Raw genomic sequence first — 23,262 nt, forward strand, 5'->3', positions numbered from 1 at the left:
TCATGCCAGTGCCTCCGCTGCCTGGGCGAACAGGCGTCCGCGCTCTTCGAAGTTCTTGAACATGTCGAGGCTGGCGCAGGCCGGCGACAGCAGCACCGCGTCGCCCGGTTGGGCCAGCTCGGCGCTGCAGCGCACGGCCTCATCCAGGGTCGCCACCCGCACCAGCGGCGCGGCGTCGCCCAGAGCGGAGGCAAGCAACTCGGCATCGCGGCCGAGCAGCACCACGGCGCGGCAGAACCTGGCCACCGGCGTCTTCAGGGCGGAGAAGTCGGCGCCCTTGCCGTCACCACCGGCGATCAGCACCAGCTTGCCGGCGATGTCCGCGCCCAGGCCCTCGATGGCGGCCAGGGCGGCGCCGACGTTGGTCGCCTTGGAGTCGTCGTAGTAGCCCACGCCACGCAGCTCGCGCACCCACTGGCAGCGGTGCGGCAGGCCGGCGAAACGGCGCAGGGTGTCGAGCATGGCCTCGAACGGCAGGCCGACGGCATGGCCGAGAGTCAAAGCTGCCAGCGCGTTGGACTGGTTGTGCGCGCCACGGATCTTCAGTTCGGCGGTCGGCATCAGCGTCTCGAACTGGAAGGCCAGGTACTTCTCGCCGTTCTCTTCGACCAGGCCGAAGCACTTGAAGTCGGGCTTGCCCAGGCCGAACGACCAGCACGGTACCTGGTCGGCGATCAGCGGCCGCGACAGGGCGTCGTCACGGTTGACCACCACCTGCCGGGCGCCGCGGAAGATGCGGTGCTTGGCCAGGTGGTAGTGCTGCATGCCGGCGTAGCGGTCCATGTGGTCTTCGCTGACGTTCAGGCAGGTGGCGACTTCGGCATTCAGACGCTCGGTGGTCTCCAGCTGGAAGCTGGACAGCTCCAGCACGTACAGCTCGACGTCGTCGGCCAGCAGGTCCAGCGCCGGGGTGCCGATATTGCCACCGACGGCCACGCGACGACCGGCCGCTGCCACCATCTCGCCCACCAGGGTGGTGACGGTGCTCTTGGCGTTGGAGCCAGTGATGGCGATGATCGGCACCTTGGCATGGCGAGTGAACAGGTCGATGTCGCCGGACATCTTCACTCCGCGCTCGGCCGCTTCGCGCAGCGCCGGGGTGGCCAGGGCCAGGCCGGGACTCACGTACAGCTCCGAGGCGCGGCACAGGAAGTCCACGTCCAGTTCGCCGCAGCGTACTTCCACTTCAGGATAGTCGCGTTGCAGGGTCGCCAGCTCCGGCGGGTTCGCGCGCGTGTCGGCCACGGCGAAGCGCACGCCCTGCTGCGCGAGGAAGCGCACCAGGGACATGCCGCTCTTGCCGAGGCCGACAACGATGCGGAACTGGTCGGAAGCGATCAGCGACACGCTCTGTTACCTCAGTTTCAGGGTGGCAAGGCCGACCAGCACGAGGATCACCGTGATGATCCAGAAGCGCACGATCACGCGCGGCTCCGGCCAGCCCTTGAGTTCGAAGTGGTGGTGGATCGGCGCCATGCGGAACACGCGCTTGCCGGTCAGCTTGAAGCTCGCGACCTGGATCATCACCGACAGGGTTTCCATGACGAACACGCCACCCATGATGAACAGCACGATCTCCTGGCGGACGATCACGGCGATGGTGCCCAGCGCGGCGCCCAGCGCCAGCGCGCCGACGTCGCCCATGAAGACCTGAGCCGGGTAGGTGTTGAACCAGAGGAAGCCGAGGCCGGCGCCGACCAGCGCGGCGCAGAACACGATCAGCTCGCCGGCGCCCGGCACATAGGGGATCAGCAGGTATTCGGCGAATTTGATGTTGCCCGACAGGTAGCAGAAGATCGCCAGCGCGCCGGCCACCATCACGGTGGGCAGGATCGCCAGGCCGTCCAGGCCGTCGGTCAGGTTCACCGCGTTGCTGGTGCCGACGATGACGAAGTAGGTCAGCACCACGAAGCCCACGCCCAGGGGAATCGCCACGTCCTTGAGCACCGGCACGATCAGGGTGGTCTCCACCGGGCTCTGCGCGGTCATATAAAGGAAGATGGCGGCGGCCAGGCCGAACACGGACTGCCAGAAATATTTCCAGCGGCTCGGCAGGCCACGCGAGTTCTTCTCGATCACCTTGCGGTAGTCGTCGACCCAGCCGATGGCGCCGAACAGCAGGGTCACGGCCAGCACGGTCCACACGTAGCGGTTGGTCAGGTCGGCCCAGAGCAGGGTGCTGACGGCGATGGCGGTGATGATCAGCGCGCCACCCATGGTCGGCGTGCCCTTCTTCGACAGGTGCGACTGCGGGCCATCGTTGCGCACGGCCTGGCCGATCTGGCGGATCTGCAGGGTGCGGATCATCCACGGCCCGAGCCACAGCGACAGGGCCAGGGCGGTGAGCACGCCGAGGATGCCGCGCAGGGTCAGGTACTGGAAGACCCCGAAGCCGGTGTGGAACTGTTGCAGGTACTCGGCCAGCAGCAGCAGCATGATTAGTGAGCCTCCCCGGATGCCCGATTCAGCAGCGCGTCGACGACCTTGTCCATCGCCGCGCTGCGCGAGCCTTTGATCAGAATGGTGGTGTCGCCCGATTCGGCGCGAAGCGCTTCGATCAGGCTGGCTTGATCGGCGAAATGACGACCATTGGCACCGAAAGCCGCCACGGCATGCGCCATCAGCGGGCCCACGGCATAGAGCGCATCGACCTTGCCGGCGGCATGGACGCCGACGGCGCGATGGCCCTGCTCGGCCCATTCGCCCAGTTCGCCCATGTCTCCCAGCACCAGGACGGTGCGGCCGGAGAAGGCGGCGAGTATATCCACTGCCGCGCACATGGACAGCGGGTTGGCGTTGTAGCTGTCGTCGATCACCCGCATCCCGTTCGGCGCCAGCTCAGCCACGGCGCGGCCCTTGACCGGTTGCAGGTTTTCCAGGCCGGCCTTGATCCCGACCAGCGGCACGCCGAGGGCATGCGCCGCGGCGGCGGCGGCCAGCGCATTAGCCACGCTGTGCTCGCCGAGCAGGTTGAGCTGGATGCGCGCCTCACCGGCGCTGCCGGCCAGGGCGAAGCCGGCGCAGCCACGGGCGTCGCGCCACAGTTCGCTGGCATGCAGGTCGGCGGCCTGGTCGCGCAGGGCGAAGCTCAGCACCTGACGCCCCTTGGCACGGGCCTGCCAAGTGGCGAAGGCCTTGTCGTCGCGGTTGAGCACGGCGATGCCCTGCTCACCCAGGCCTTCGAGGATTTCGCCCTTGGCCTCGACGATCTTCTCCGGGCCACCGAACTCGCCCACATGGGCCAATCCGGCATTGTTGATGATGGCCACGTCCGGGCGGGTCAGACCGACGGTGTAGGCGATCTCGCCGATGTGGTTGGCGCCCAGCTCGATCACCGCGCCGACATGCTCGGGCGCCAGCTCCAGCAGGGTCAGCGGCGCGCCGAGGTCGTTGTTCAGGTTGCCACGGGTGGCCAGTACCGGGCCGCCGAGGCCGGCACGCAGGATGCTGGCGAGCATCTCCTTGACCGTGGTCTTGCCGCTGGAGCCGGTAACGGCGACCAGCGGCTTGGCGAAGGCAGCGCGATTCAACGCGCCGAGCTGACCGAGAGCGATGCGGGTGTCGGCCACCACCAGCTGCGGCAGAGGCGCGCCCGGCACCTCGCGCTGCACCAGGGCGGCGACGGCGCCCTTGGCGGCGACGTCGGCCAGGTAGTCGTGGCCGTCGAAGTTCGGCCCGACCAGGGCGATGAACAGCTGGCCGGCCTCGATCCTGCGGCTGTCGGTGGAGACAGCCGAGAACGCCACGTCGGCACCCACCACGCGGCCCTCCAGCGCCTGGACCACCTCGCTCAGCAGCCACGGCTTAAGCATGGGCGACCTCCCAGGCCTGCAGGGCCTTCGTGGTCTCGTCCAGGTCGGAGAACGGATGGCGCACGCCGCCGATCTCCTGGTAATCCTCATGCCCCTTGCCGGCCAGCAACACCACGTCGCCGAGTTGGGCGGAGGCGATCAGGCGGGCAATGGCCTCGCCACGGCCGTGGACGAACTCGGCGGCCTCCGGGCTGGCGAAACCAGCACGGATATCGGCCAGGATCTGCGCCGGGTCTTCGCTGCGCGGATTGTCGTCGGTGACCAGCACCGCATCGGCCAGGCGCTCGGCCACCTGGGCCATCAGCGGGCGCTTGCCGCGGTCGCGGTCGCCGCCACAGCCGAATAGGCACAGCAGGCGGCCGGTGACGTGCGGACGCAGCGCCTCCAGCACCTTCTCCAGAGCATCCGGGGTATGCGCGTAATCGACCACCACCAGCGGCAGGCGCTCGCCGCCGAAGCGCTGCATGCGCCCGACCGGCCCGTGCAGGCGCGGCAGCACCTGCAGCACTTCATCCAGCGGGTAGCCGAGACCGAGCAGCGCGCCGACCACGGCCAGCAGGTTGCTCAGGTTGAAACGCCCGAGCAGCGGGCTGCGCAGCAGGCCTTCGCCCTGGGGCGTGACCAGTTGGGCCTGCACGCCATGGTCGTCGAAACGGGCTTCGCGGCAGAACAGGTAGGCGGACGAATCGCTGAGGCTGTAGCCGATCAGACGGGATTCCTGGGACTGGGTAGCCAGCTGACGACCGAAGTCGTCGTCCAGGTTGATCACCCGGCATTTCAACTCCGGCCAGGCGAACAGGCGGGCCTTGGCCGCGCCGTAGGCCTCCATCGAGCCGTGATAGTCCAGGTGGTCGCGGGACAGGTTGGTGTACACCGCCACGTCGAAGTCCAGGCCCGCCACGCGGCCCTGGTCCAGGCCGTGGGAAGAAACCTCCATCGCCACGGCGCGGGCGCCCGCCTGCTTCAGATCGGCCAGGGTGGCCTGCACGGCGACCGGGTCCGGCGTGGTGTGGCGGCCGCTCTGCAGCGCGTCGAAGAAACCGGTGCCCAGCGTGCCGACGATGCCGCAGCGCTCGCCCAGCAGGTCCAGCGCCTGGGCCACCAGTTGGCTGACACTGGTCTTGCCGTTGGTACCGGTGACGCCGACCAGGCGCAGGCCACGGCTGGGCTCGCCATAGAAGCGCCCGGCGATGGCGGACAGCTGGCCGGCCAGCCCCTTGATCGGCACCAGTTCGGCGCTCTGCGCGCTCATCGCGGCGGCGCCTTCGGCCTCGTAGGCCACGGCGGCGGCACCACGGGCGATGGCGTCGGCGATATGCGCGCGGCCGTCCTGAGCCAGGCCCGGCACGGCGAGGAACAGGTCGCCCGGGCGCACCTTGCGGCTGTCCAGGGTCAGTTCGCGGATCAGCGTGGCGCCGCTTGCCTGCGGCAGCAGTTGATTGAGGGGCATGGGCATCAGATGCGCCCTCCCGGGTTGGCCGCGGCGTCGGCGGTCTGCGGCTGCGACTGCGGCGCTGCGGCCGGATCGACCGGCGGCAGGTTGTCCGGGGTGATGTTCATCAGACGCAGAGAACCGGCCATCACCTTGCTGAACACCGGCGCAGACACCAGGCCGCCGTAGTAGCCGCCCTTGCTCGGTTCGTCGATCACCACCATCAGGGCGATGCGCGGGTTCGCGCTCGGCGCGAAGCCGGCGAACATCGAGCGATAGGCGTTGGCGGTGTAGCCCTTGGTGCCGACACTGGCCTTGCGCGCCGTGCCGCTCTTGCCGGACACGTGGTAACCCGGCACCTGGGCGCGGAATACGCCACGCGGCGCCTCGACCACCTGCTGCAACATGCCCTGCAGGGTCTTGGCCACGTCTTCCGGCACCACCTGGGCGCCGACCGGCTTGCGGTCGACGCGGGTCATGGACAGCGGCAGCACCTGGCCGTTGTTGGCCAGGGTGGCGTAGGCGTGGGCCAGCTGGATGGCGGTTACCGACACGCCGTAGCCATAGGACAGGGTCGCGGTCTCGGCCTTGCGCCACTCGCGGTGGTTAGGCAGCTCGCCGACGCGCTCGCCAGGGAAGCCCAGGCCGGTGTCCTGGCCGAAGCCGAGCTTGCCCATCATGTCGTGGATCGACTCGCCGCCGATGTCGAAGGCGATCTTGCTCATGCCGACGTTGCTGGAGTTGATCAGGATGCCGGTCAGGTCGAGGATCGGACCCTGGGTCCGGGACACATCCTTGATGGTGTAGCGGCCGATCTGCAGCGAACCGCCGCCGACCTCGACCTTGTCCTCGGGCTTCCAGCGCCCGCTCTGCAGGGCGGCGGCCATGGAGATCGGCTTGATCGTCGAGCCCGGCTCGAACACGTCGATCATGGCGCGGTTGCGCATGGCGGCCGGCTGCAGGCTGCGGCGGTTGTTCGGGTTGTAGGACGGCTGGTTGACCATGGCGAGGATCTCGCCGGTCTTCACATCGATCATCACCAGGCTGCCGGCCTTGGCACCCTGCTCGATCAGCGCGTTGCGCAGCTCGCGGTGGGCCAGGTACTGCAGGCGCAGGTCGATGGACAGGGCGAGGGTCTTGCCGGCCTTGGCGTTCTGCGCCACCTGCACGTCCTTGATCAGGCGGCCACGGCGGTCCTTGAGCACCTGGCGCTTGCCCGGCACGCCCGCCAGCCATTCCTCGAACGCCAGCTCCACGCCTTCGCGGCCACGGTCATCGACATCGGTGAAGCCGACCACGTGGGCGGTCACTTCGCCGGCCGGGTAGAAGCGGCGGAATTCTTCCAGGCCATACACGCCCGGCACCTTGAGGTCGAGGATGCGCTGACCCTGCTCGGGCGTCAGGCCGCGCACCAGGTACATGAACTCGCGCTCCTGGGCCTGGCTCAGACGCTGGGCGAAGGACTTGGGCTCCTGGCCTAGGGCGGCGGCGAGATCGGCCCAGCGGTCCTGGGCCCGGAACAGCTCCTTGCCGTTGGCCCACAGGGTGGTCACCGGGGTACTGACGGCCAGCGGCTCGCCGTTGCGGTCGGTGATCAGGCCACGGTGCGCCGGAATCGGGATATGTCGCACGCTGCGCGCGTCGCCGTGGGCCTTGAGGAAATCATGGTCGATCACGTGCAGGTCGACGATGCGCCAGGCGATGGCGCCGACCATCAGGGCGAGCAGGGCCAGCACCAGGCGGAAGCGCCAGGGATAGAGCGCGCCTTCGAGGCCGATCATGGCGCCACCATCCGGACTTCGGTCGGCTCGGGAATGCGCATCTTCAACTGGCCGGCGGCCAGGGTCTCGATGCGGCTGTGGGCGGTCCAGGTGCTCTGCTCCAGCACCAGGCGCCCCCATTCGGCCTGGATCTTGTCGCGTACGCTCAACTCGGTGTACAGCGCGTTGAGCAATTGCCGGTTCCAGTGGGCGCTGTAGGACACGGCGATGGCCGACAGCAGCACGCCGCCGAACAACAGCGCCAGCAACAGGCTGCCGGGCGGCAGGGGCTTGGCGTACTGGCGGCTCATCGCAGTTTCTCCGCCACGCGCATCACCGCGCTGCGCGAGCGCGGGTTGGCCTTGAGCTCGGCGTCGCCGGCATAGATCGGCTTGCCCAGCAGTTTCAGGCGCGGTTCGAAGGCCTTGGGGATGATCGGCAGGTCGCGCGGCAGCTTGTCCGCCTCGCCCTTGGCCTGACGCTTCATGAACTGCTTGACGATGCGGTCTTCCAGGGAGTGGAAGCTGATCACCACCAGGCGGCCGCCGACGGCCAGGGTCTCCAGCGCGGCATCGAGACCGCGCTCCAGATCGCCCAGCTCGTTATTGACGTGGATACGCAGCCCCTGGAAGGCTCGGGTCGCCGGGTTCTTGCCCTTCTCCCAGGCCGGATTGGCCTCGGTCAGCACGGCGGCCAGGTCGGCGGTGCGCTCGAACGGTTTCTGCTCGCGCCGCTCGACCACCGCACGCGCCATACGCTTGGCGAAGCGCTCTTCGCCGTATTCCTTGAATACCCGGGCGATCTCGTCGGCGCTGGCGGTGGCGATGAACTGCGCGGCACTGGTGCCGGCGCCCGGGTTCATGCGCATGTCCAGGGGGCCGTCGTTGAGGAAGCTGAAACCGCGCTCGGCATCGTCCAGCTGCGGCGAGGACACGCCGAGGTCGAGCAGCACGCCATCGACCTTGCCGGCCAGCCCGCGCGCAGCCGCCTCTTCGCCCAGTTCGGCGAAGCTGCGCTGCACAACGACGAAGCGGCCGTCTTCGGCCGCCAGTGCGTTCCCCGTCGTGATCGCCTGTGGGTCCTTGTCGAACCCGAGCAGCCGACCGTCTGGCCCGAGCCTTTCGAGGATCAGCCGGCTGTGCCCACCCCTCCCGAAGGTGCCGTCCAGGTAGCAGCCGCCCGCGCGCACGGCGAGGGCCTCGACGGCCTCGTCGAGCAGCACGGTGATATGGCGATAGCTGCTGGTCATGGTCACAGGATCAGGTCGCGCAGGTCGTCCGGCAGTGCGCCGGGTTGTTTGATGGCCGCCAGGTCCGCATCGGCCAGCGCGTTCCAGGCATCTTCGTTCCACAGTTGGAATTTGTTCAGCTGGCCAACCAGCATCGCGTGCTTGTCCAGGCCCGCATGCGCGCGCAGGCGCGGCGGCACGAGGAAGCGGCCACTGCCGTCCAGCTCGATATCCACGGCATTACCGATCAGCAGGCGCTGCAGGCGGCGGGTCTCTTCACGCAGGGAAGGCAGGTCGCGGAGCTTGGCTTCGATCAGCTCCCACTCCGGCAGGGGGTAGACGCACAGGCAGGGGTCCACGGCATCGATGGTCACGATGAGCTGGCCTTCGCAACGCGAAACGAGCTCGTCACGATACCGGCTCGGCATCGCGAGTCGCCCTTTGGCGTCGAGACTGATGGCGTTAGCTCCGCGAAACAAGGCTGCGTTTCCCCACTGTTATTAGCTTTCCGTGCCCCTTTGACCCACTTTTTTCCACTTTGTGCCACTTCGGCACACTATAGGAATGCGCATAGCCCAGCGTCAAGGCGCGGAAATGGGGAAAAATCCTTATGGGACGGAGATTTAGCGAACTAAGAGGGGCTTCGAGGAGGGAAAAATGAAGGCTTTTCGGGGGCGAATTTCTTCAAGCTCAGAAGGCTAAGCCTCGAACTTAAAGTAATTTCTCAAGAGTAAGATTTTTTCGGTATTGGAAAGCGAGGCGTATAGAAGGGAAAAGAGGAGAGTCGATCTGTAAGCCGGGTTCTGTCGAGGACAGTCATTCCTCTACGACGTACATCGCTGCACGCCTCTAGCAACCTACCCGGTTCCAGCGCGGGCCACGCCGATGGAACCCTATTTGGTCTTGCTCCGAGTGGGGTTTGCCTAGCCACGGACTGTTACCAGCCGTGCGGTGCGCTCTTACCGCACCTTTTCACCCTTACCGGCACTTGCGTGCTTAGGCGGTTGTTTTCTGTGGCACTTTCCGTAGGCTCGCGCCTCCCAGGCGTTACCTGGCACTCCGCCCTATGGAGCCCGGACTTTCCTCCCCCTTCTTGCGAAGGCAGCGACTGTCCGATCGACTCTCCGCCGGCAAGGGTAGCGAGGCGCGCGATCAAGAACAAGCTCAGGACGATTTCTGTCGGTCCAGCGCGGCCTGGTACAACAGATTCTTGCGCACGCCGGTGATCTCGGCCGCCAGCGCCGCCGCGCGCTTGAGCGGCAGTTCGGCCAGCAGCAGGTCGAGCACGCGCAGCGCCTCGCCACTCACCGCCTCGTCGCCTTCGGGCGCCTGCCAGCCGGCGACCAGGATCACGCACTCGCCCCGCTGCTGGTTGCTGTCGGCGGCCACCCAGTCGTGCAGCTCGCCCAGCGGCAGCCCCTTGAGCGTCTCGAAGGTCTTGGTCAGTTCGCGCCCCAGCACCGCCAGCCGGTCCGCACCGAAGATGTCGCGCATATCGGCGAGGGATTCGAGCAGGCGATGCGGCGCCTCGTAATAGATAAGGGTGCGACCATCTTCCCTGACCTGCTCCAGGCGCGAGCGGCGCCCAACCGTCTTGGCAGGAAGGAATCCTTCGAAACCGAAGCGATCCGACGGCAACCCCGCCGCCGACAACGCGGCAATCAGTGCGCACGCTCCAGGCACCGGCACCACGCGAATGCCGGCGGCACGCGCAGCCCGCACCAGATGAAAGCCCGGGTCGGAGATCAGCGGCGTACCGGCATCAGAAATCAGTGCCACGTCCTCGCCCGCCTGCAGGCGCGTGAGGAAGCGCCCGCCCTGCTCGCGCTCGTTGTGTTCGTGGCAGGCAGCCAGCGGCGTGGCGATGCCGAAGTGCTGCAGCAGGCGCGCGGAGTGACGGGTGTCCTCGGCGGCGATCAACGCCACCTCGCCCAGGATGCGCAACGCCCGGGCACTGATGTCGTCCAGGTTGCCGATCGGCGTGGCGACCACGTACAGCGTGCCGGCGGAGGGAACAGCGGAAGCGCTCACGGTCGCACCTCGGTTGCGGAAAACGCGCATTGTAGCCCGTTTCAGGGCAGCGGCATCGCGCCTGCCGCGGGCCTTGGGTACAATCCCGGCTTCTTTCGTGACCCGTATCAGGAACGCCTCAGATGATCGCCTGCCTGCGCCCGCTCTCCGCACTCTGCCTCGCCGGCCTGCTCGTCGCTTGCGGCAGCACGCCTTCGAACAGCCTCGGCGAACTGCCCCGCACGCCCCAGGCCAGCATCGACCAACTGCTGCAGCAGGCCAGCCAGAGCAAGCCGGAACAGGCTGCGGTGCTGCGCCTTTCGGCCGCCGAGCAGGCGTACCGCCAGCAGGACTTCGGCCGCGCCACACGCATCCTCGGCGAAATCCCCCGGGATAGCCTGAAGCCCGCCCAGCAGGTGTTCGCCGCCACCCTGGAGGCGGAACTGGCCATGGCCCGCAACAAACCGAAGAGCGCCCTCAAGGCCCTGCAACACCCCAGCCTGGAGCGCCTGGGCGAGCTGCCGGTGGAGCAGCAGATCCGCACCCAACTGGTCCGCGCCCGCGCGCTGGAGGCCGACGGCCAGGCCCTGGCCGCCGCCCGCGAGCGGGTATTCATCGCTCCGCTGCTCAGCGGCGATGCCGCCACCGCCAACCACGAGGCCATCTGGAGCCTGGTCTCCAGCCTGCCGAAGAGCCAGCTGGTCGGCTCCGGCGACAGCGACCTGGATGGCTGGATTAGCCTGGCCCTGGCCAGCAAGAGTGCCGGCACGCCCGACCAGCAGCTGGCCGCCATCGAACAGTGGAAAAGCCAGCACCCCCAGCACCCCGCCGCCGAGCAGCTGCCTCAGCCGTTGAGCAAGCTGAAGGAACTGGCCGGCCAGCCGCTGCAGAAGATCGCCCTGCTGCTGCCCCACGAAGGCCAGCTGGCATCGGTGGCCCGCGCCCTGCGCGACGGCTTCCTGGCCGCCCACTACCAAGCGCAGCAGGCGGGAGAGAATCCGCCGGAAATCCTGCTGTACGACAGCTCGCGCCTGTCCTCGCTGGACGACTTCTACCGCCAGGCCCAGGCCGATGGCGCGCAGCTGGTGGTCGGCCCGCTGGAGAAGCCGCTGGTCAAGCAGCTCAGCGAGCGCCCGCAACTGCCGCTGACCACCCTCGCCCTGAACTACAGCGACGCCGGCCGCGAGGCGCCCGCCCAGCTGTTCCAGTTCGGCCTGGCCGCCGAGGACGAGGCCCGTGAGGTGGCCCGCCGTGCCTGGGCCGACGGCATGCGCAGCGCCGTGGCGCTGGTGCCGAGCGGCGAATGGGGCAACCGCGTGCTGGCCGCCTTCCAGCAGAGCTGGCAGGCGGCCGGTGGCAACCTGATCGCCGCCGAGCATGTCGACCAGCCGGTTGAACTGGCCCGGCAGATCGCCGACCTGCTGCAACTGCGCCAGAGCGAAGCCCGCGCCAAGCGCCTGCAGAGCACCCTGGGTACCCAGCTGGCCGCCCTGCCGGCGCGCCGCCAGGACATCGACTTCATCTTCCTCGCCGCCACCCCGCAGCAGGCCCAGCAGATCAAGCCGACCCTGGCCTTCCAGTACGCCGGCGACCTGCCGGTGTACGCGACTTCGCACCTCTACACCGGCGGCCAGAACCCGGCGCAGTATCGCGATCTGGAAGGCATCCGCTTCTGCGAGACCCCCTGGCTGCTGGAAGCCAACGACCCGCTGCGCCAGCAGGTCGACCAGCAGTGGCCGCAGGCCGCGGGCAGCCTCGGCCGGCTCTACGCCATGGGCGTGGACGCCTTCCGCCTGGCCCCGCGCCTGGGCCAGCTGCAGGCGTTGCCGGACAGCCAGGTCGAGGGCCTGTCCGGCAACCTGACCCTCAACCAGTCCCAGCGCATCGAGCGCCAGCTGCCCTGGGCCGAGTTCCGCAACGGCCAGGTCCAGCGCCTGCCGGATACCTTCAATTAAGAGCAGCCGCGACAGTGGCCGCGCCGCCGAACACCTGGCGCGCAACCACCTGCAGCAACACGGCCTGCGCCTGCTGGCGCAGAACTGGACCTGCCGCGGCGGCGAGCTCGATCTGGTCATGCTGGACGGCGATACAGTAGTATTCGTCGAAGTCCGCTATCGCAAGCACGCCGCCTGGGGCGGCGCGCTGGAAAGCGTCGACGGGCGCAAGCGCCAGCGCCTGGTTCTCGCCGCCGAGCTGTTCCTGCAGCGCGAGAGCCGCTGGGGCGGGCAGCCCTGCCGCTTCGACGTGGTCGCGATAGGTCCCGGCGACACCGGCCTGAACTGGCTGCGCAACGCTTTCGAAACGTGAATAGGCCCGATCAAGTATTTCCAGTCGACCTCCAGCGCCCCGTCATGTACAACCCCGCTCACCGCGCTTCGGCGACTTTCGACATTTCCGGCTGTCTCAGCCAGCACACCTAAGGTTTCGTCCCATGGATATGCAGTCCCGCATTCGCCAGATGTTCCAGGCCAGCATCGATACCAAGCAGCAAGCCATGGAAGTGCTGGTTCCCTTCATCGAGCACGCCAGCCAGGTGATGGTCCATTCGCTGCTGAACGAGGGCAAGATCCTCACCTGCGGCAACGGCGGCTCGGCCGGCGACGCCCAGCACTTCTCCTCCGAGCTGCTCAACCGCTTCGAGCGCGAGCGCCCCAGCCTGCCGGCCGTCGCCCTGACCACCGACAGCTCGACCATCACCTCGATCGCCAACGACTACAGCTACAACGAGGTGTTCTCCAAGCAGATTCGCGCCCTCGGCCAGCCCGGCGACGTGCTGCTGGCGATCTCCACCAGCGGCAACTCGGCCAACGTGATCCAGGCCATCCAGGCCGCCCACGACCGCGAGATGGTGGTGGTCGCCCTGACCGGCCGCGACGGCGGCGGCATGGCCTCGCTGCTGCTGCCGGAAGACGTGGAGATCCGCGTGCCATCCAAGGTCACCGCGCGCATCCAGGAAGTGCACCTGCTCGCCATCCACTGCCTGTGCGACCTGATTGATCGTCAACTGTTCGGGAGTGAAGAATGACCCGCAATCCACTGATCCTCGCCACCCTCGCCCTGAGCCTGGTTCTGGGCGGCTGCAGCAACCGCAGCATCGGCAACAAGATCGATGACCAGTTCCTCGAGCCGAATGTGTCCAGCGCCGTATCCCGCGCGCACGCGGACCTGACCGGCCCCACCTCGCACATCGTGGTCACCGCCTACAACGGCGTGATCCTGCTGGCCGGGCAGACTCCGCGCGCCGATCTGAAGGAGCAGGCCGGCCAGGTGGCCAACGGCGTGCAGGGCGTGAAGAAGCTGCACAACGAAATCCAGGTGATGAAACCCACCAGCGCCCTGGCGCGCAGCAACGACGCGCTGATCACCAGCAAGATCAAGACGCTGATGCTGGCCGACAGCAATGTGCCCAGCGCCAAGATCAAGGTGGTGACGGAGAACGGCATCGTCTACCTGCTGGGCCTGGTCAGCCGCGCCGAGGGCGCCGCGGCCACCAGCCTGGTGTCGAGCGTGTCCGGCGTACAGAAGATCGTGACGCTGTACCAGTACACCAACTGAAGCGTCGCGAGCCGCAAGAAAAAACGGGCGCCCAAGGGCGCCCGTTTTTGTTGTTGCCGTTACTCGTGACCTGACGCTCATGACCGGGGCGATCGGGTGAAGACCCCATAGGGAAAACCCGTCATTCCCGCGCAGGCGGGAATCCATGAGCCGGTCAGAACATCGCATTCCTGGGTCCCCGCCTTCGCGGGGACGACGGGGAGCGGAGTGGGCGTAAGCCGCCGCTCCGCCCGCCCATAGCTGGTCCTACTTGACCACCTTCAGGCTCGGCCGCCCGCTCGGTCGCGGCGGCTCGTCGCCACCACCATCTGGGCCATCGTCTTCCGGGCCGGCATCGGCTTCTTCGTCGTCCACCGGCGGCTCCAGCTCGAAGACCATGCCCTGGCCGTTCTCCCGGGCGTAGATCGCCAGCATGGCGCCGGTCGGGATGTACAGGACGTGGGCGACCCCGCCGAAGCGGCCCTCGAAGCTCACCGCCTCGTTGTCCATGTGCAGGTTGCGCACGGCACCGGGCGAGACGTTGAGGACGATCTGCCCGTCGTTGGCGTAGCCGGGCGGCACGCGCACACCGGCGAACTCGGCATTGACCAGCAGGTGCGGCGTGCAGTCGTTGTCGACGATCCACTCGTACAGGGCGCGTACCAAGTAGGGACGGCTGGAATTCATCTTGGCCTCCTTCGGCTCAGCGCATATCGCGCTCGACGGTGGACAGACTGGCCTGGAAGGCCTCGCGGGCGAACGCCCTATCCATATAGTCCAGCAGCGGCTTGGCCGGGCGTGGCAGTTCGATGCCCAGCTTCGGCAGGCGCCAGAGGATCGGCAGCAGGCAGCAATCCACCAGGCTCATATCGTCGCTGAGGAAAAAGGACTTGTCGGCGAACAGCGGCGACACGCCGGTCAGGCTCTCGCGCAGCTCCTTGCGCGCCACGGCCTTGTCCGCCTCCTTGGTGCGCGGATCGAGGATCAGGTCGACCAGCTTGCACCAGTCGCGCTGGATGCGGTGCATCAGCAGGCGGCTCTTGGCGCGGTCGACCGGATACACCGGCAGCAGCGGCGGATGGGGGTAGCGCTCGTCGAGATACTCCATCACCACGGTCGACTCGTACAGGGCCAGGTCACGGTCGACCAGGGTCGGCACGCCGCCGTAGGGGTTGGCCTCGGCCAGCCTGGGCGGGCAGCGCCCGGCCTGAACGTCGATGATCTCGGCATTGACGCCCTTCTCGGCCAGCACGAGACGCACGCGATGGGAATAGTGGTCGGCAGGGTCGGAATAACAGGCCAGCTTATTGGTCGCGGCCATAGCGCCCTCCTCGTTTTTCGAAATGGCAGAAGCAGAAAAACGCACGCGCCCTTGAGGGGCGCGTGCGTTGACAGCGGTGACGCAGTGTATCAGTGCACGTCCTTCCAGTATTCGCGCTTCAGCAGATAGGCGAACACGAAGAAGAAGGCCAGGTACAGCAGGACGTAGGTACCGATGCGCTGGCTCTCCAGCTTGACCGGGTTGGCGGAGTAAGCCAGGAAGGTCACCAGGTTGTGCACCTTCTCGTCGAACTCGGCCTCGGTCAGCTTGCCGGTGTTCGGCACGATGGTCAGCTGGTCGCAGGCTTCATGAGTGATCGGCGCGCCGGTCAGCGGGTCGTACTGCTTCTTGCCGTTCTCGACCACCTGCACCTGCTTGCAACCGACCACCTGGCGGCCCTGCAGGCCGACCAGCACGTTGGGCATGCCGACGTTCGGGAACACCTTGTTATTGGCGCCCAGCGGACGGGTCGGGTCCTCGTAGAAGGTGCGCAGGTAGGTGTACAGCCAGTCGGTGCCACGCACGCGGGCGACCAGGGTCAGGTCGGGCGGCGCGGCGCCGAACCAGGCCTTGGCGTCTTCCGGCTTCATGCCAATCTTCATGTGGTCGCCGATCTTGGCACCGGTGAACACCAGGTTCTCCAGCATCAGCTCGTGCGGGATGCCGATGTCATCGGCAACGCGCTCGTAACGCTGGAACTTGGCGCTGTGGCAGCCCATGCAGTAGTTGGCGAAGGTACGCGCGCCGTCCTGCAGGGCGGCCTTGTCGGTCAGGTCGATGTCGACCTTGTCCAGCTCGACGCCGTGGCCGCCGGCAGCAAAGGAGAAGGCCGGCAGAACAGCGAAAACAAATGCAGCAAATAGCTTTTTCATCAGCCAGTCACCCTTTCCGGAACCGGTTTAGTCTTCTCCATCCGGGTGTAGAACGGCATCAGGATGAAGTAGGCGAAATACAGCGCGGTGCAGATCTGCGACAGCAGGGTACGGCCCGGAGTCGGTGCCAGTACGCCCAGCACGCCGAGGATCACGAAGGACACGCAGAACACCAGCAGCCAGATCTTGCTCAGCCAGCCCTTGTAGCGCATGGACTTGACCGGGCTACGGTCGAGCCACGGCAGGACGAACAGCACGGCGATGGCGGCGCCCATGGCGATCACGCCCAGCAGCTTGTCCGGAACGGCGCGCAGGATGGCGTAGAACGGGGTGAAGTACCACACCGGAGCAATGTGCTCGGGGGTCTTGAACGGGTTCGCCTGCTCGAAGTTCGGCTTCTCGAGGAAGTAGCCGCCCATCTCCGGGAAGAAGAACACCACGGCGCAGAACACGAACAGGAAGACCACGACACCGACGATGTCCTTCACGGTGTAGTACGGGTGGAAGGCGATGCCGTCCAGCGGTACGCCGTTCTCGTCCTTCTTCTTCTTGATGTCGACGCCATCCGGGTTGTTCGAGCCGACTTCGTGCAACGCCAGGATGTGCAGCACGACCAGGCCGAGCAGGACGATCGGCAGGGCGATCACGTGCAGGGCGAAGAAGCGGTTCAGGGTGATGCCGGAGATCAGGTAGTCACCACGGATCCACTGGGTCAGGTCGTCGCCGATCACCGGGATGGCGCCGAACAGCGAGATGATCACCTGGGCGCCCCAGTAGGACATCTGGCCCCACGGCAGCAGGTAGCCCATGAAGGCTTCGGCCATCAGGCACAGGTAGATCAGCATGCCGAAGATCCACACCAGCTCGCGCGGCTTCTGGTAGGAGCCGTAGAGCAGGCCGCGGAACATGTGCAGGTAGACCACCACGAAGAACGCGGAGGCACCGGTGGAGTGCAGGTAGCGGATGATCCAGCCGAACTCCACGTCGCGCATGATGTACTCGACGGAAGCGAAGGCTTCCTCGGCGGACGGGGTGAAGCTCATGGTCAGCCAGATGCCGGTGAGGATCTGGTTGACCAGCACCAGCAGTGCCAGGGAACCGAAGAAATAGAAGAAGTTGAAGTTCTTCGGCGCGTAGTACTTGCTCAGATGGTCTTCCCACATCTTGGTCGCGGGGAAGCGCGCATCGATCCAGGCCATGAATTTTTCCATCATGCTTTCTCCTGGTCCACGCCGATGATGATGACGTCATCGGATTCGTAGGAATGCGGCGGAACCGGCAGGTTCAGCGGCGCGGGCTGGGCCTTGTAGACACGACCGGCGAGGTCGTAGCGGGAACCGTGGCAGGGGCAGAAGTAGCCGCCGACCCACTCGGGGCCGAGGTCCGCGGGCGCCACTTCCGGGCGGAAGGACGGCGAGCAGCCCAGGTGGGTGCACAGGCCGACCAGCACCAGGATTTCCGGCTTGATCGCACGGGTCTTCTTGTCCACGTACTCCGGCTGCACGGAAGCAGCGGACTCGGGATCGGCGACGCTGCCTTCGATCTTGCCCAGGTTGGCCAGGATTTCCTCGGTGCGGCGCATGATGAATACCGGCTGACCACGCCATTCGGCGATCATCTGCTGGCCGGATTCGACCTTGGCGATATTCACTTTCACCGGTGCACCGGCCGCTTTGGCCTTCGCACTGGGGAACCATGACCCCACGAACGGAGTCGCAGCACCCACCGCTCCGGCAGCACCGACCACCGAAGTGGCCGCCACCAGGAAGCGACGCCGGCCTGCATTCACGCCGTCATTGCTCATTCAGTCGTCTCCCATCAGCTTTGTGGCCTGTTGTCAGGCCTCTACTAAGTAATAAATCGGGCCGCACAAAAATTTGCCGAATGGTAAAGAAAAGCCCCTTTTCTGACAAGGTAATTACCGGATACAAAATGGTCGCAGGCCTTGCAAATCGGGCTTTCCACCAATGCGACAGGTTGTCGCACAGAAAATCCGGCGCAATAAAAAACGCCCAGTTCCGCAAAGGAACTGGGCGTTTTTGAACGTAGCAGCGAATTAACGCTTGGAGTACTGCGGACGCTTACGCGCTTTGCGCAGACCCACTTTCTTACGCTCGACTTCACGGGCGTCGCGAGTGACGTAGCCGGCTTTGCGCAGCGGGCTGCGCAGGCTCTCGTCGTACTCGATCAGGGCGCGGGTGATGCCGTGACGGATGGCACCGGCCTGGCCGCTGACACCACCACCGAGAACGGTGACGTAGATGTCGAACTTCTCGGTGGTCTCGGTCAGCTCCAGCGGCTGACGCACAACCATGCGAGCGGTCTCGCGGCCGAAGAAGTTATCCAGGCTGCGGTTGTTGATGGAGATGTTGCCAGTACCCGGGCGCAGGAAAACGCGCGCGGTTGCGGTCTTGCGACGGCCAGTGCCGTAGTTTTGAGTCGCCGACATAATGAACTATTCCGTTAAATCTTCAGTTCTTGGGGCTGCTGAGCGGTGTGCGGGTGGTTGGCACCCTTGTACACCTTCAGCTTGCGATACATGTCGCGACCCAGCGGGTTCTTCGGCAGCATGCCCTTGACCGCGGTCTCGATCACACGCTCGGGCGCCTTGGCGATCAGCTTCTCGAAGCTGATTTCCTTGATGCCACCCGGGAAGCCGGAGTGCGAGTAGTACATCTTGTCGCTGGTCTTGGCACCGGTGACACGCACCTGCTCGGCGTTGATCACGACGATGTAATCGCCGGTGTCGACGTGCGGGGTGTATTCCGGCTTGTGCTTGCCGCGCAGACGGCTGGCGATTTCGGTGGCCAGACGACCCAGGGTCTGACCTGCAGCGTCGACGACGTACCAGTCGCGCTTAACGGTTTCCGGTTTTGCAGTAAAAGTCTTCATTCGCTATAGCCTCAGGGGCCGCCCTGAAAATAAGACGGCGGATCTTACTGAATAATGCTTGCTTTGACAATGTCAAAGACAGCCGGAAACAGACGCTATCGGGGGCTCGGGTCAGCGCGTCCGCCACGGCGGGGGTTCGGTGGGCTAGGCATCCCCACCTTCCTTCTCCGGCAGGCTAGGCATCCCCGCCGAGAAAGCCGCGGAATTATGCCGATTGCAGCGAAAAAGGCAACCTGCTTTATGATCGGCCGCTCAGTCAGCACGAGGAGTCACCATGGAATACCGTCAACTGGGCCGCAGCGAGCTGAAGGTCAGCGCCCTCTGCCTGGGCAGCATGACCTGGGGCGAACAGAACACCGAGGCAGAGGGTTTCGCCCAGATCGACCGGGCCCGCGAGGCCGGCGTCAACTTCCTCGACACCGCCGAGATGTACCCGGTGCCACCGCGCCAGGACACCTACGGCGCCACCGAACGCATCGTCGGCAACTACTTCAAGGCCCGCGGCAACCGCGCCGACTGGGTACTGGCGAGCAAGGTGGCCGGGCCAGGCAACGGCATCGACTACATCCGCGGCGGCCAGCTGAAACACGACCGCCGGCACATCGTCGCCGCGCTGGACGAGAGCCTGAAACGCCTGCAGACCGACTGGATCGACCTCTACCAGCTGCACTGGCCGGAGCGCAGCACCAATTTCTTCGGCCAGCTCGGCTACCGCCACCAGGAGCAGGACTTCACCCCGCTGCAGGAAACCCTGGAGGTCCTCGGCGAGCAGGTGAAGGCAGGCAAGATCCGCCACATCGGCCTGTCCAACGAAACGCCCTGGGGCGCCATGAAGTTCCTGCAACTGGCCGACAGCCCGGGCCTGCCGCGAATGGTTTCGATCCAGAACCCCTACAACCTGCTCAACCGCAGCTTCGAGGTGGGCCTGGCCGAAGTGGCGATCCGCGAGCAATGCGGCCTGCTGGCCTACTCGCCCCTGGCCTTCGGCATGCTCTCCGGCAAGTACGCCAACGGCGCGCGCCCGGCCGACGCACGCATCACCCTGTTCAGCCGCTTCTCGCGCTACACCAACCCGCAGTCGCAGGCGGCGTGCGACCGCTACGTCGAGCTGGCCCGCCAGCACGGCCTGGACCCGGCACAGATGGCCCTGGCCTTCGTCACCCGCCAGCCCTTCGTCACCAGCAACATCATCGGCGCCACCAGCCTGGAGCAGCTGGAGAGCAACCTGGCGAGCGCCGAGCTGGAATTGACGACGGAAGTGCTGGAAGGCATCGAGGCGATCCACCGCGAGCAGCCCAACCCCGCCCCCTGAACGATCAGGCGAACAGGTCCGGTGTGCCGTCCACGGCCGCCGGCATCTCGCCGCGCCGGGACGCCAGCCGATCCGCCAGGCGGGTCGGCTCCGGCAACCGGTAGCCGCGGCAGCAACGCAGTACCAGCTCCACGGCGCTGGCCAGGCTCACCCGATGGCCCGGCGAGACGACCAGCGGCTTGACCCTGTCCTTGCTGCGCAGCATCCAGCCGACCTGCTCGCCCGCATGCCACAGCGGGACCCGGGCGCCCTTCTCCGCAGGCAGTTCTTCATGGGCGCCGACGAGAATCTTCTTGGCCACGCCGATGGTCGGCAGCCCGGTGACCACACCCAGGTGCGAGGCGATGCCCAGCCGGCGCGGATGGGCGATGCCCAGGCCGTCGCAGTAGATCAGGTCGGGCACCTTGGGCAGATCGCGCAGGGCCTGGAGCAGCGCCGGCAGCTCGCGGAAGGACAGCAGCCCCGGCACGTAGGGCATGCTGGTGGGAATGCGCGCCACGCTGTGGGCGATCAACTGCAGTCGGCATCGAGCAGCACGGCGGCGGCCAAGGTAACGGCGCCTTGCTCTTCGAAGCCGACATCGACACCGGCGATCAGGCGCAGCGGCGCGAAGTCGTCCTCCAGTACCACGCGCTCGGCCAGCGTGCTCTGCAGCACGCGCGCCTGTTGCGCGGTTCCGTCCCAGTCGGCGAATGGTGAGGTGTGCATCGGTCGCTCCCAGGGTGAATCAGAACGGTAGACCGATGCGTAAAGAGGCCGGTTCGCCCGCGAAGGCCGCAGGCGAACCGGGGCGTGGGGTTACAGCGAGCGGGAGATGATTTCCTTCATGATCTCGTTGGTGCCCGCGTAGATGCGCTGAACCCGCGAATCCGCCCAGGCGCGGGCGATCGGGTATTCCCACATGTAGCCGTAGCCACCGTGCAGCTGCACGCACTCGTCGATCACCTTGCACTGCAGGTCGGTGCCCCAGTACTTGAGCATCGCCGCGGTGGGCACATCCAGCTTCTTGTCCAAGTGCAGCTCCAGGCAGCGGTCGACGAACACCCGGCCGACCTGCACCTCGGTGGTCATCTCGGCGAGCTTGAAACGGGTGTTCTGGAAGTCCGACACCGGCCGACCGAAGGCCTTGCGCTCGCGGGTGTAGTCCAGGGTCCACTTGATCGCCGCCTCGGCCGAGGCGATGGCGCCGACGCCGACGGTCAGGCGCTCCTGGGGCAGCTCCTGCATCAGATAGATGAAGCCCATGCCCTCCTTGCCCAGCAGGTTGCCCTTGGGTACACGCACGTCCTGGAAGAACAGCTCGGAAGTGTCCTGGGCCTTCATGCCGACCTTTTCCAGGCGCTTGCCCTTGGAGAAGCCCGGGGTATTCGCATCCACCAGGAACAGGCTGATGCCCTTGGCGCCGCCCTTGGGATCGGTCTTGGCGACCACGATCACCATGTCGGCCAGCCAGCCATTGGTGATGAAGGTCTTGGAGCCGTTGATCACGTAGTGATCGCCATCCAGCACCGCCGTCGTCTTCACGCCCTGCAGGTCGGAGCCGGTGCCCGGCTCGGTCATGGCGATGGCAGTGACCACTTCGCCGCTGACCATCTTCGGCAGGTAGCGCTGCTTCTGCTCTTCGCTGCCGTAATGAAGGATATAGGGCGCGGCGATGTCCGAATGCAGGGAGAAGCCGACGCCAGTCAGCCCCAGGCGCGACTGCTCCTCGATCACCACCGCGCTGTAGAGGAAGTCGGCGCCCATGCCGCCATACTCCTCGGGGATGTGCGAACAGAGCATGCCGGCCTCGCCGGCCTTGTTCCACAGGGCGCGATCGATGTGGCCGTCCTTCTCCCACTGGGCATGGAAAGGCACCGCCTCCTGCTCGAAGAACTTGCGCACGGACTCGCGGAACAGCTCGTGCTCGGAGCTGAACAGGGTTCTTGGAATCATTGTTACACCTGCTTCTGAGTGATCATGAGTGGCCCGCATGGGGAGCCCACACTCTAGGCCAGCCCCGTCACCGGGGGCACTGGACACATGCGACAAAAAATAAGACGATCCAGCCACCTGATGACCATTTAATCACCAACAAGAACAACAAACATGTCGCCTACACGCATCGCCATCCTCGCCACCGAGGGCGTCTTCGCCGCTACCCTGATGCAGGCCCGGGACTTCTTCCACATGGCCGGGCTGCGCCACGGCAAGCAGCAGGGCCTGGGCTCCAATTCGGCCTTCCAGATCCGTGTGGTGAGCCCGGATGGCCACGCGGTGACCAGTTTCAGCGAGGCGGTGATTCCCGTGGACGGCAGCCTCGACGAGGCCGAGGCGATCATCCTGCCGGCCTTCTGGGGCGACTTCGACGCCCTCTGCCAGCGCTACCCGCAGGTGCTGCCCTGGCTGCGCGAACGGCACGCGGCCGGCAGCGCCATCTGCGGCGAAGCCACCGGGGTGTTCTGGATGGCCCAGGCCGGCCTGCTCGACGGCAAGGAGGCGACCACCTACTGGCGCTTCTTCCGCGAGTTCGCCGAGCGCTTCCCCCAGGTGCTGCTCAACCAGGACAAGCACCTGTCGGACGCCGACAACCTGTACTGCGCCGGCGGCGTCACCTCGGCCTGCGACCTCTACATCTACCTGATCGAACGCTACTGCGGCGCCGGCATCGCCCAGGGCGTGGCCCGCGACATCCTCTACGAGACCCAGCGCAGCTACAGCCCGGGGCGGATCGGGTTCGGCGGGCAGAAGCTGCATCAGGACGTGGCCATTCTGCAGGTGCAGCAGTGGCTGGAAGAGCACTTCGCCGAGAAATTCCGCATCGAGGACGTGGCGCGCCAGCACGGCATGAGCATCCGCAACTTCATGCGCCGCTTCCAGAGCGCGACCGGCGACAAGCCGCTGCACTACCTGCAGCGCCTGCGCATCGAGACGGCCAAGGGCCTGCTCAGCGCCACCCGCAAGAGCATCAAGACCATCAGCTACGAAGTGGGCTACGACGACGCCAGCTTCTTCGCCCGCCTGTTCCGCCAGCACGCCGAGCTGTCGCCGAACCAGTACCGGCGCCAGTTCCAGCACAAGGAAAGCGCCTAAACGCAGAAGGCCTTTGG

General features: G+C 66.3%; 23 protein-coding genes, 1 other RNA gene and 1 pseudogene. 6 read left to right on the forward strand and 19 right to left on the reverse strand.

What is annotated here, in order from left to right; genetic code table 11:
• From murD to rsmI, 10 genes are all read right to left on the reverse strand, one after another.
• On the reverse strand, positions 1-1,347 hold the full coding sequence (gene murD, locus N7640_RS20510; RefSeq protein WP_279904719.1) for a UDP-N-acetylmuramoyl-L-alanine--D-glutamate ligase: 1,347 nt from the start codon (positions 1,345-1,347) through the stop codon (positions 1-3).
• Positions 1,348-1,353: 6 nt separating this feature from the next.
• Complete coding sequence (gene mraY / locus N7640_RS20515; protein ID WP_220813931.1) at positions 1,354-2,436, reverse strand: phospho-N-acetylmuramoyl-pentapeptide-transferase; 1,083 nt, start codon at positions 2,434-2,436, stop codon at positions 1,354-1,356.
• Between the two features lie 2 nt (positions 2,437-2,438).
• Entirely contained in the window at positions 2,439-3,812 is a 1,374-nt protein-coding gene (gene murF, locus N7640_RS20520; RefSeq protein WP_279904717.1) for a UDP-N-acetylmuramoyl-tripeptide--D-alanyl-D-alanine ligase, read from the reverse strand.
• Positions 3,805-5,268: a UDP-N-acetylmuramoyl-L-alanyl-D-glutamate--2,6-diaminopimelate ligase gene (murE, locus tag N7640_RS20525; protein WP_279904714.1), complete on the reverse strand. Its 1,464-nt coding sequence runs from the start codon at positions 5,266-5,268 to the stop codon at positions 3,805-3,807. Before murE ends, murF begins: the two co-directional genes overlap by 8 nt.
• A complete protein-coding gene (locus tag N7640_RS20530) occupies positions 5,268-7,025 on the reverse strand; it encodes a penicillin-binding transpeptidase domain-containing protein (protein WP_279904713.1) in 1,758 nt (585 codons plus the stop codon). Before N7640_RS20530 ends, murE begins: the two co-directional genes overlap by 1 nt.
• The gene (gene ftsL / locus N7640_RS20535; RefSeq protein WP_220813927.1) at positions 7,022-7,315 is read right to left on the reverse strand and encodes a cell division protein FtsL; all 294 of its coding nucleotides are present in this window, start codon (positions 7,313-7,315) and stop codon (positions 7,022-7,024) included. The genes N7640_RS20530 and ftsL overlap by 4 nt, the downstream gene beginning before the upstream one ends.
• Complete coding sequence (rsmH, locus tag N7640_RS20540; protein WP_279904712.1) at positions 7,312-8,253, reverse strand: 16S rRNA (cytosine(1402)-N(4))-methyltransferase RsmH; 942 nt, start codon at positions 8,251-8,253, stop codon at positions 7,312-7,314. The genes ftsL and rsmH overlap by 4 nt, the downstream gene beginning before the upstream one ends.
• Before the next feature lie 2 nt (positions 8,254-8,255).
• Positions 8,256-8,711 carry a division/cell wall cluster transcriptional repressor MraZ gene (mraZ, locus tag N7640_RS20545; protein WP_220813925.1) on the reverse strand — a complete coding sequence of 152 codons (456 nt, stop codon included), beginning with the start codon at positions 8,709-8,711 and terminating at the stop codon, positions 8,256-8,258.
• Between the two features lie 297 nt (positions 8,712-9,008).
• Positions 9,009-9,356, reverse strand: an RNA gene (rnpB, locus tag N7640_RS20550) — RNase P RNA component class A.
• A 40-nt stretch (positions 9,357-9,396) separates the two neighbouring features.
• A complete protein-coding gene (gene rsmI / locus N7640_RS20555) occupies positions 9,397-10,293 on the reverse strand; it encodes a 16S rRNA (cytidine(1402)-2'-O)-methyltransferase (protein WP_220813924.1) in 897 nt (298 codons plus the stop codon).
• Between the two features lie 92 nt (positions 10,294-10,385).
• Here rsmI and N7640_RS20560 point away from each other — a divergent pair, with 92 nt between their 5' ends.
• The 4 genes from N7640_RS20560 to N7640_RS20575 all read left to right on the forward strand — a co-directional run bounded on the left by N7640_RS20560 (position 10,386) and on the right by N7640_RS20575 (position 13,797).
• Positions 10,386-12,197, forward strand: coding sequence for a penicillin-binding protein activator (locus tag N7640_RS20560; protein ID WP_220813923.1), 1,812 nt, complete (start codon positions 10,386-10,388; stop codon positions 12,195-12,197).
• Positions 12,184-12,549 (forward strand): YraN family protein, encoded by a 366-nt coding sequence (locus N7640_RS20565; protein WP_279904750.1) that lies wholly within the window; start codon positions 12,184-12,186, stop codon positions 12,547-12,549. Before N7640_RS20560 ends, N7640_RS20565 begins: the two co-directional genes overlap by 14 nt.
• A gap of 124 nt (positions 12,550-12,673) precedes the next feature.
• Positions 12,674-13,267 (forward strand): phosphoheptose isomerase, encoded by a 594-nt coding sequence (locus N7640_RS20570; RefSeq protein ID WP_220813922.1) that lies wholly within the window; start codon positions 12,674-12,676, stop codon positions 13,265-13,267.
• Entirely contained in the window at positions 13,264-13,797 is a 534-nt protein-coding gene (locus tag N7640_RS20575; protein WP_279904711.1) for a BON domain-containing protein, read from the forward strand. Before N7640_RS20570 ends, N7640_RS20575 begins: the two co-directional genes overlap by 4 nt.
• A gap of 246 nt (positions 13,798-14,043) precedes the next feature.
• Here the strand turns inward: N7640_RS20575 and N7640_RS20580 are convergent, their stop codons facing one another.
• The 7 genes from N7640_RS20580 to rplM all read right to left on the reverse strand — a co-directional run bounded on the left by N7640_RS20580 (position 14,044) and on the right by rplM (position 18,861).
• Positions 14,044-14,463, reverse strand: coding sequence for a ClpXP protease specificity-enhancing factor (locus N7640_RS20580; RefSeq protein WP_220813920.1), 420 nt, complete (start codon positions 14,461-14,463; stop codon positions 14,044-14,046).
• Between the two features lie 16 nt (positions 14,464-14,479).
• Positions 14,480-15,097, reverse strand: a complete 618-nt coding sequence (locus N7640_RS20585) for a glutathione S-transferase N-terminal domain-containing protein (protein ID WP_220813919.1) — start codon at positions 15,095-15,097, stop codon at positions 14,480-14,482.
• An 89-nt stretch (positions 15,098-15,186) separates the two neighbouring features.
• Positions 15,187-15,969 (reverse strand): cytochrome c1, encoded by a 783-nt coding sequence (locus tag N7640_RS20590; RefSeq protein ID WP_220813918.1) that lies wholly within the window; start codon positions 15,967-15,969, stop codon positions 15,187-15,189.
• Entirely contained in the window at positions 15,969-17,180 is a 1,212-nt protein-coding gene (locus N7640_RS20595) for a cytochrome bc complex cytochrome b subunit (protein ID WP_220813972.1), read from the reverse strand. Before N7640_RS20595 ends, N7640_RS20590 begins: the two co-directional genes overlap by 1 nt.
• Positions 17,180-17,773 (reverse strand): ubiquinol-cytochrome c reductase iron-sulfur subunit, encoded by a 594-nt coding sequence (petA, locus tag N7640_RS20600; protein ID WP_220813917.1) that lies wholly within the window; start codon positions 17,771-17,773, stop codon positions 17,180-17,182. The genes N7640_RS20595 and petA overlap by 1 nt, the downstream gene beginning before the upstream one ends.
• A 252-nt stretch (positions 17,774-18,025) precedes the next feature.
• Positions 18,026-18,418: a 30S ribosomal protein S9 gene (gene rpsI / locus N7640_RS20605; RefSeq protein WP_076428183.1), complete on the reverse strand. Its 393-nt coding sequence runs from the start codon at positions 18,416-18,418 to the stop codon at positions 18,026-18,028.
• A 14-nt stretch (positions 18,419-18,432) separates the two neighbouring features.
• Positions 18,433-18,861, reverse strand: a complete 429-nt coding sequence (gene rplM / locus N7640_RS20610) for a 50S ribosomal protein L13 (protein ID WP_021701333.1) — start codon at positions 18,859-18,861, stop codon at positions 18,433-18,435.
• A 274-nt stretch (positions 18,862-19,135) separates the two neighbouring features.
• Here rplM and N7640_RS20615 point away from each other — a divergent pair, with 274 nt between their 5' ends.
• Positions 19,136-20,173: an NADP(H)-dependent aldo-keto reductase gene (locus N7640_RS20615; protein WP_279904706.1), complete on the forward strand. Its 1,038-nt coding sequence runs from the start codon at positions 19,136-19,138 to the stop codon at positions 20,171-20,173.
• A 4-nt stretch (positions 20,174-20,177) separates the two neighbouring features.
• Here N7640_RS20615 and nfi read toward each other — a convergent pair.
• Both nfi and N7640_RS20625 read right to left on the reverse strand, forming a co-directional pair.
• Positions 20,178-20,881 (reverse strand): annotated as a pseudogene (nfi, locus tag N7640_RS20620) (deoxyribonuclease V).
• Positions 20,882-20,971: 90 nt separating this feature from the next.
• The gene (locus N7640_RS20625) at positions 20,972-22,108 is read right to left on the reverse strand and encodes an acyl-CoA dehydrogenase family protein (protein WP_279904705.1); all 1,137 of its coding nucleotides are present in this window, start codon (positions 22,106-22,108) and stop codon (positions 20,972-20,974) included.
• A 234-nt stretch (positions 22,109-22,342) separates the two neighbouring features.
• Here N7640_RS20625 and N7640_RS20630 point away from each other — a divergent pair, with 234 nt between their 5' ends.
• Complete coding sequence (locus tag N7640_RS20630) at positions 22,343-23,245, forward strand: GlxA family transcriptional regulator (RefSeq protein ID WP_279904749.1); 903 nt, start codon at positions 22,343-22,345, stop codon at positions 23,243-23,245.
• Positions 23,246-23,262: the final 17 nt, after the last annotated feature.

Origin of the sequence: Pseudomonas sp. GD04015, from assembly GCF_029837675.1 — a bacterium.
In the GTDB taxonomy this organism is placed as follows: domain Bacteria; phylum Pseudomonadota; class Gammaproteobacteria; order Pseudomonadales; family Pseudomonadaceae; genus Aquipseudomonas; species Aquipseudomonas paralcaligenes.

What these genes read in the sequence shown, in the direction of transcription:
- rpsI (WP_076428183.1), bottom strand. Translation starts at nt 18,418, where the DNA reads ATGTCGGCGACTCAAAACTACGGCACTGGCCGTCGCAAGACCGCAACC.
- mraY (WP_220813931.1), bottom strand. Translation starts at nt 2,436, where the DNA reads ATGCTGCTGCTGCTGGCCGAGTACCTGCAACAGTTCCACACCGGCTTC.
- murF (WP_279904717.1), bottom strand. Translation starts at nt 3,812, where the DNA reads ATGCTTAAGCCGTGGCTGCTGAGCGAGGTGGTCCAGGCGCTGGAGGGC.
- N7640_RS20560 (WP_220813923.1), top strand. Translation starts at nt 10,386, where the DNA reads ATGATCGCCTGCCTGCGCCCGCTCTCCGCACTCTGCCTCGCCGGCCTG.
- N7640_RS20615 (WP_279904706.1), top strand. Translation starts at nt 19,136, where the DNA reads ATGGAATACCGTCAACTGGGCCGCAGCGAGCTGAAGGTCAGCGCCCTC.
- rplM (WP_021701333.1), bottom strand. Translation starts at nt 18,861, where the DNA reads ATGAAGACTTTTACTGCAAAACCGGAAACCGTTAAGCGCGACTGGTAC.
- rsmI (WP_220813924.1), bottom strand. Translation starts at nt 10,293, where the DNA reads ATGCGCGTTTTCCGCAACCGAGGTGCGACCGTGAGCGCTTCCGCTGTT.
- petA (WP_220813917.1), bottom strand. Translation starts at nt 17,773, where the DNA reads ATGAGCAATGACGGCGTGAATGCAGGCCGGCGTCGCTTCCTGGTGGCG.
- N7640_RS20590 (WP_220813918.1), bottom strand. Translation starts at nt 15,969, where the DNA reads ATGAAAAAGCTATTTGCTGCATTTGTTTTCGCTGTTCTGCCGGCCTTC.
- N7640_RS20595 (WP_220813972.1), bottom strand. Translation starts at nt 17,180, where the DNA reads ATGGAAAAATTCATGGCCTGGATCGATGCGCGCTTCCCCGCGACCAAG.
- ftsL (WP_220813927.1), bottom strand. Translation starts at nt 7,315, where the DNA reads ATGAGCCGCCAGTACGCCAAGCCCCTGCCGCCCGGCAGCCTGTTGCTG.
- murE (WP_279904714.1), bottom strand. Translation starts at nt 5,268, where the DNA reads ATGCCCATGCCCCTCAATCAACTGCTGCCGCAGGCAAGCGGCGCCACG.
- N7640_RS20625 (WP_279904705.1), bottom strand. Translation starts at nt 22,108, where the DNA reads ATGATTCCAAGAACCCTGTTCAGCTCCGAGCACGAGCTGTTCCGCGAG.
- N7640_RS20570 (WP_220813922.1), top strand. Translation starts at nt 12,674, where the DNA reads ATGGATATGCAGTCCCGCATTCGCCAGATGTTCCAGGCCAGCATCGAT.
- N7640_RS20575 (WP_279904711.1), top strand. Translation starts at nt 13,264, where the DNA reads ATGACCCGCAATCCACTGATCCTCGCCACCCTCGCCCTGAGCCTGGTT.
- N7640_RS20630 (WP_279904749.1), top strand. Translation starts at nt 22,343, where the DNA reads ATGGCCGGGCTGCGCCACGGCAAGCAGCAGGGCCTGGGCTCCAATTCG.
- rsmH (WP_279904712.1), bottom strand. Translation starts at nt 8,253, where the DNA reads ATGACCAGCAGCTATCGCCATATCACCGTGCTGCTCGACGAGGCCGTC.
- N7640_RS20530 (WP_279904713.1), bottom strand. Translation starts at nt 7,025, where the DNA reads ATGATCGGCCTCGAAGGCGCGCTCTATCCCTGGCGCTTCCGCCTGGTG.
- N7640_RS20580 (WP_220813920.1), bottom strand. Translation starts at nt 14,463, where the DNA reads ATGAATTCCAGCCGTCCCTACTTGGTACGCGCCCTGTACGAGTGGATC.
- N7640_RS20585 (WP_220813919.1), bottom strand. Translation starts at nt 15,097, where the DNA reads ATGGCCGCGACCAATAAGCTGGCCTGTTATTCCGACCCTGCCGACCAC.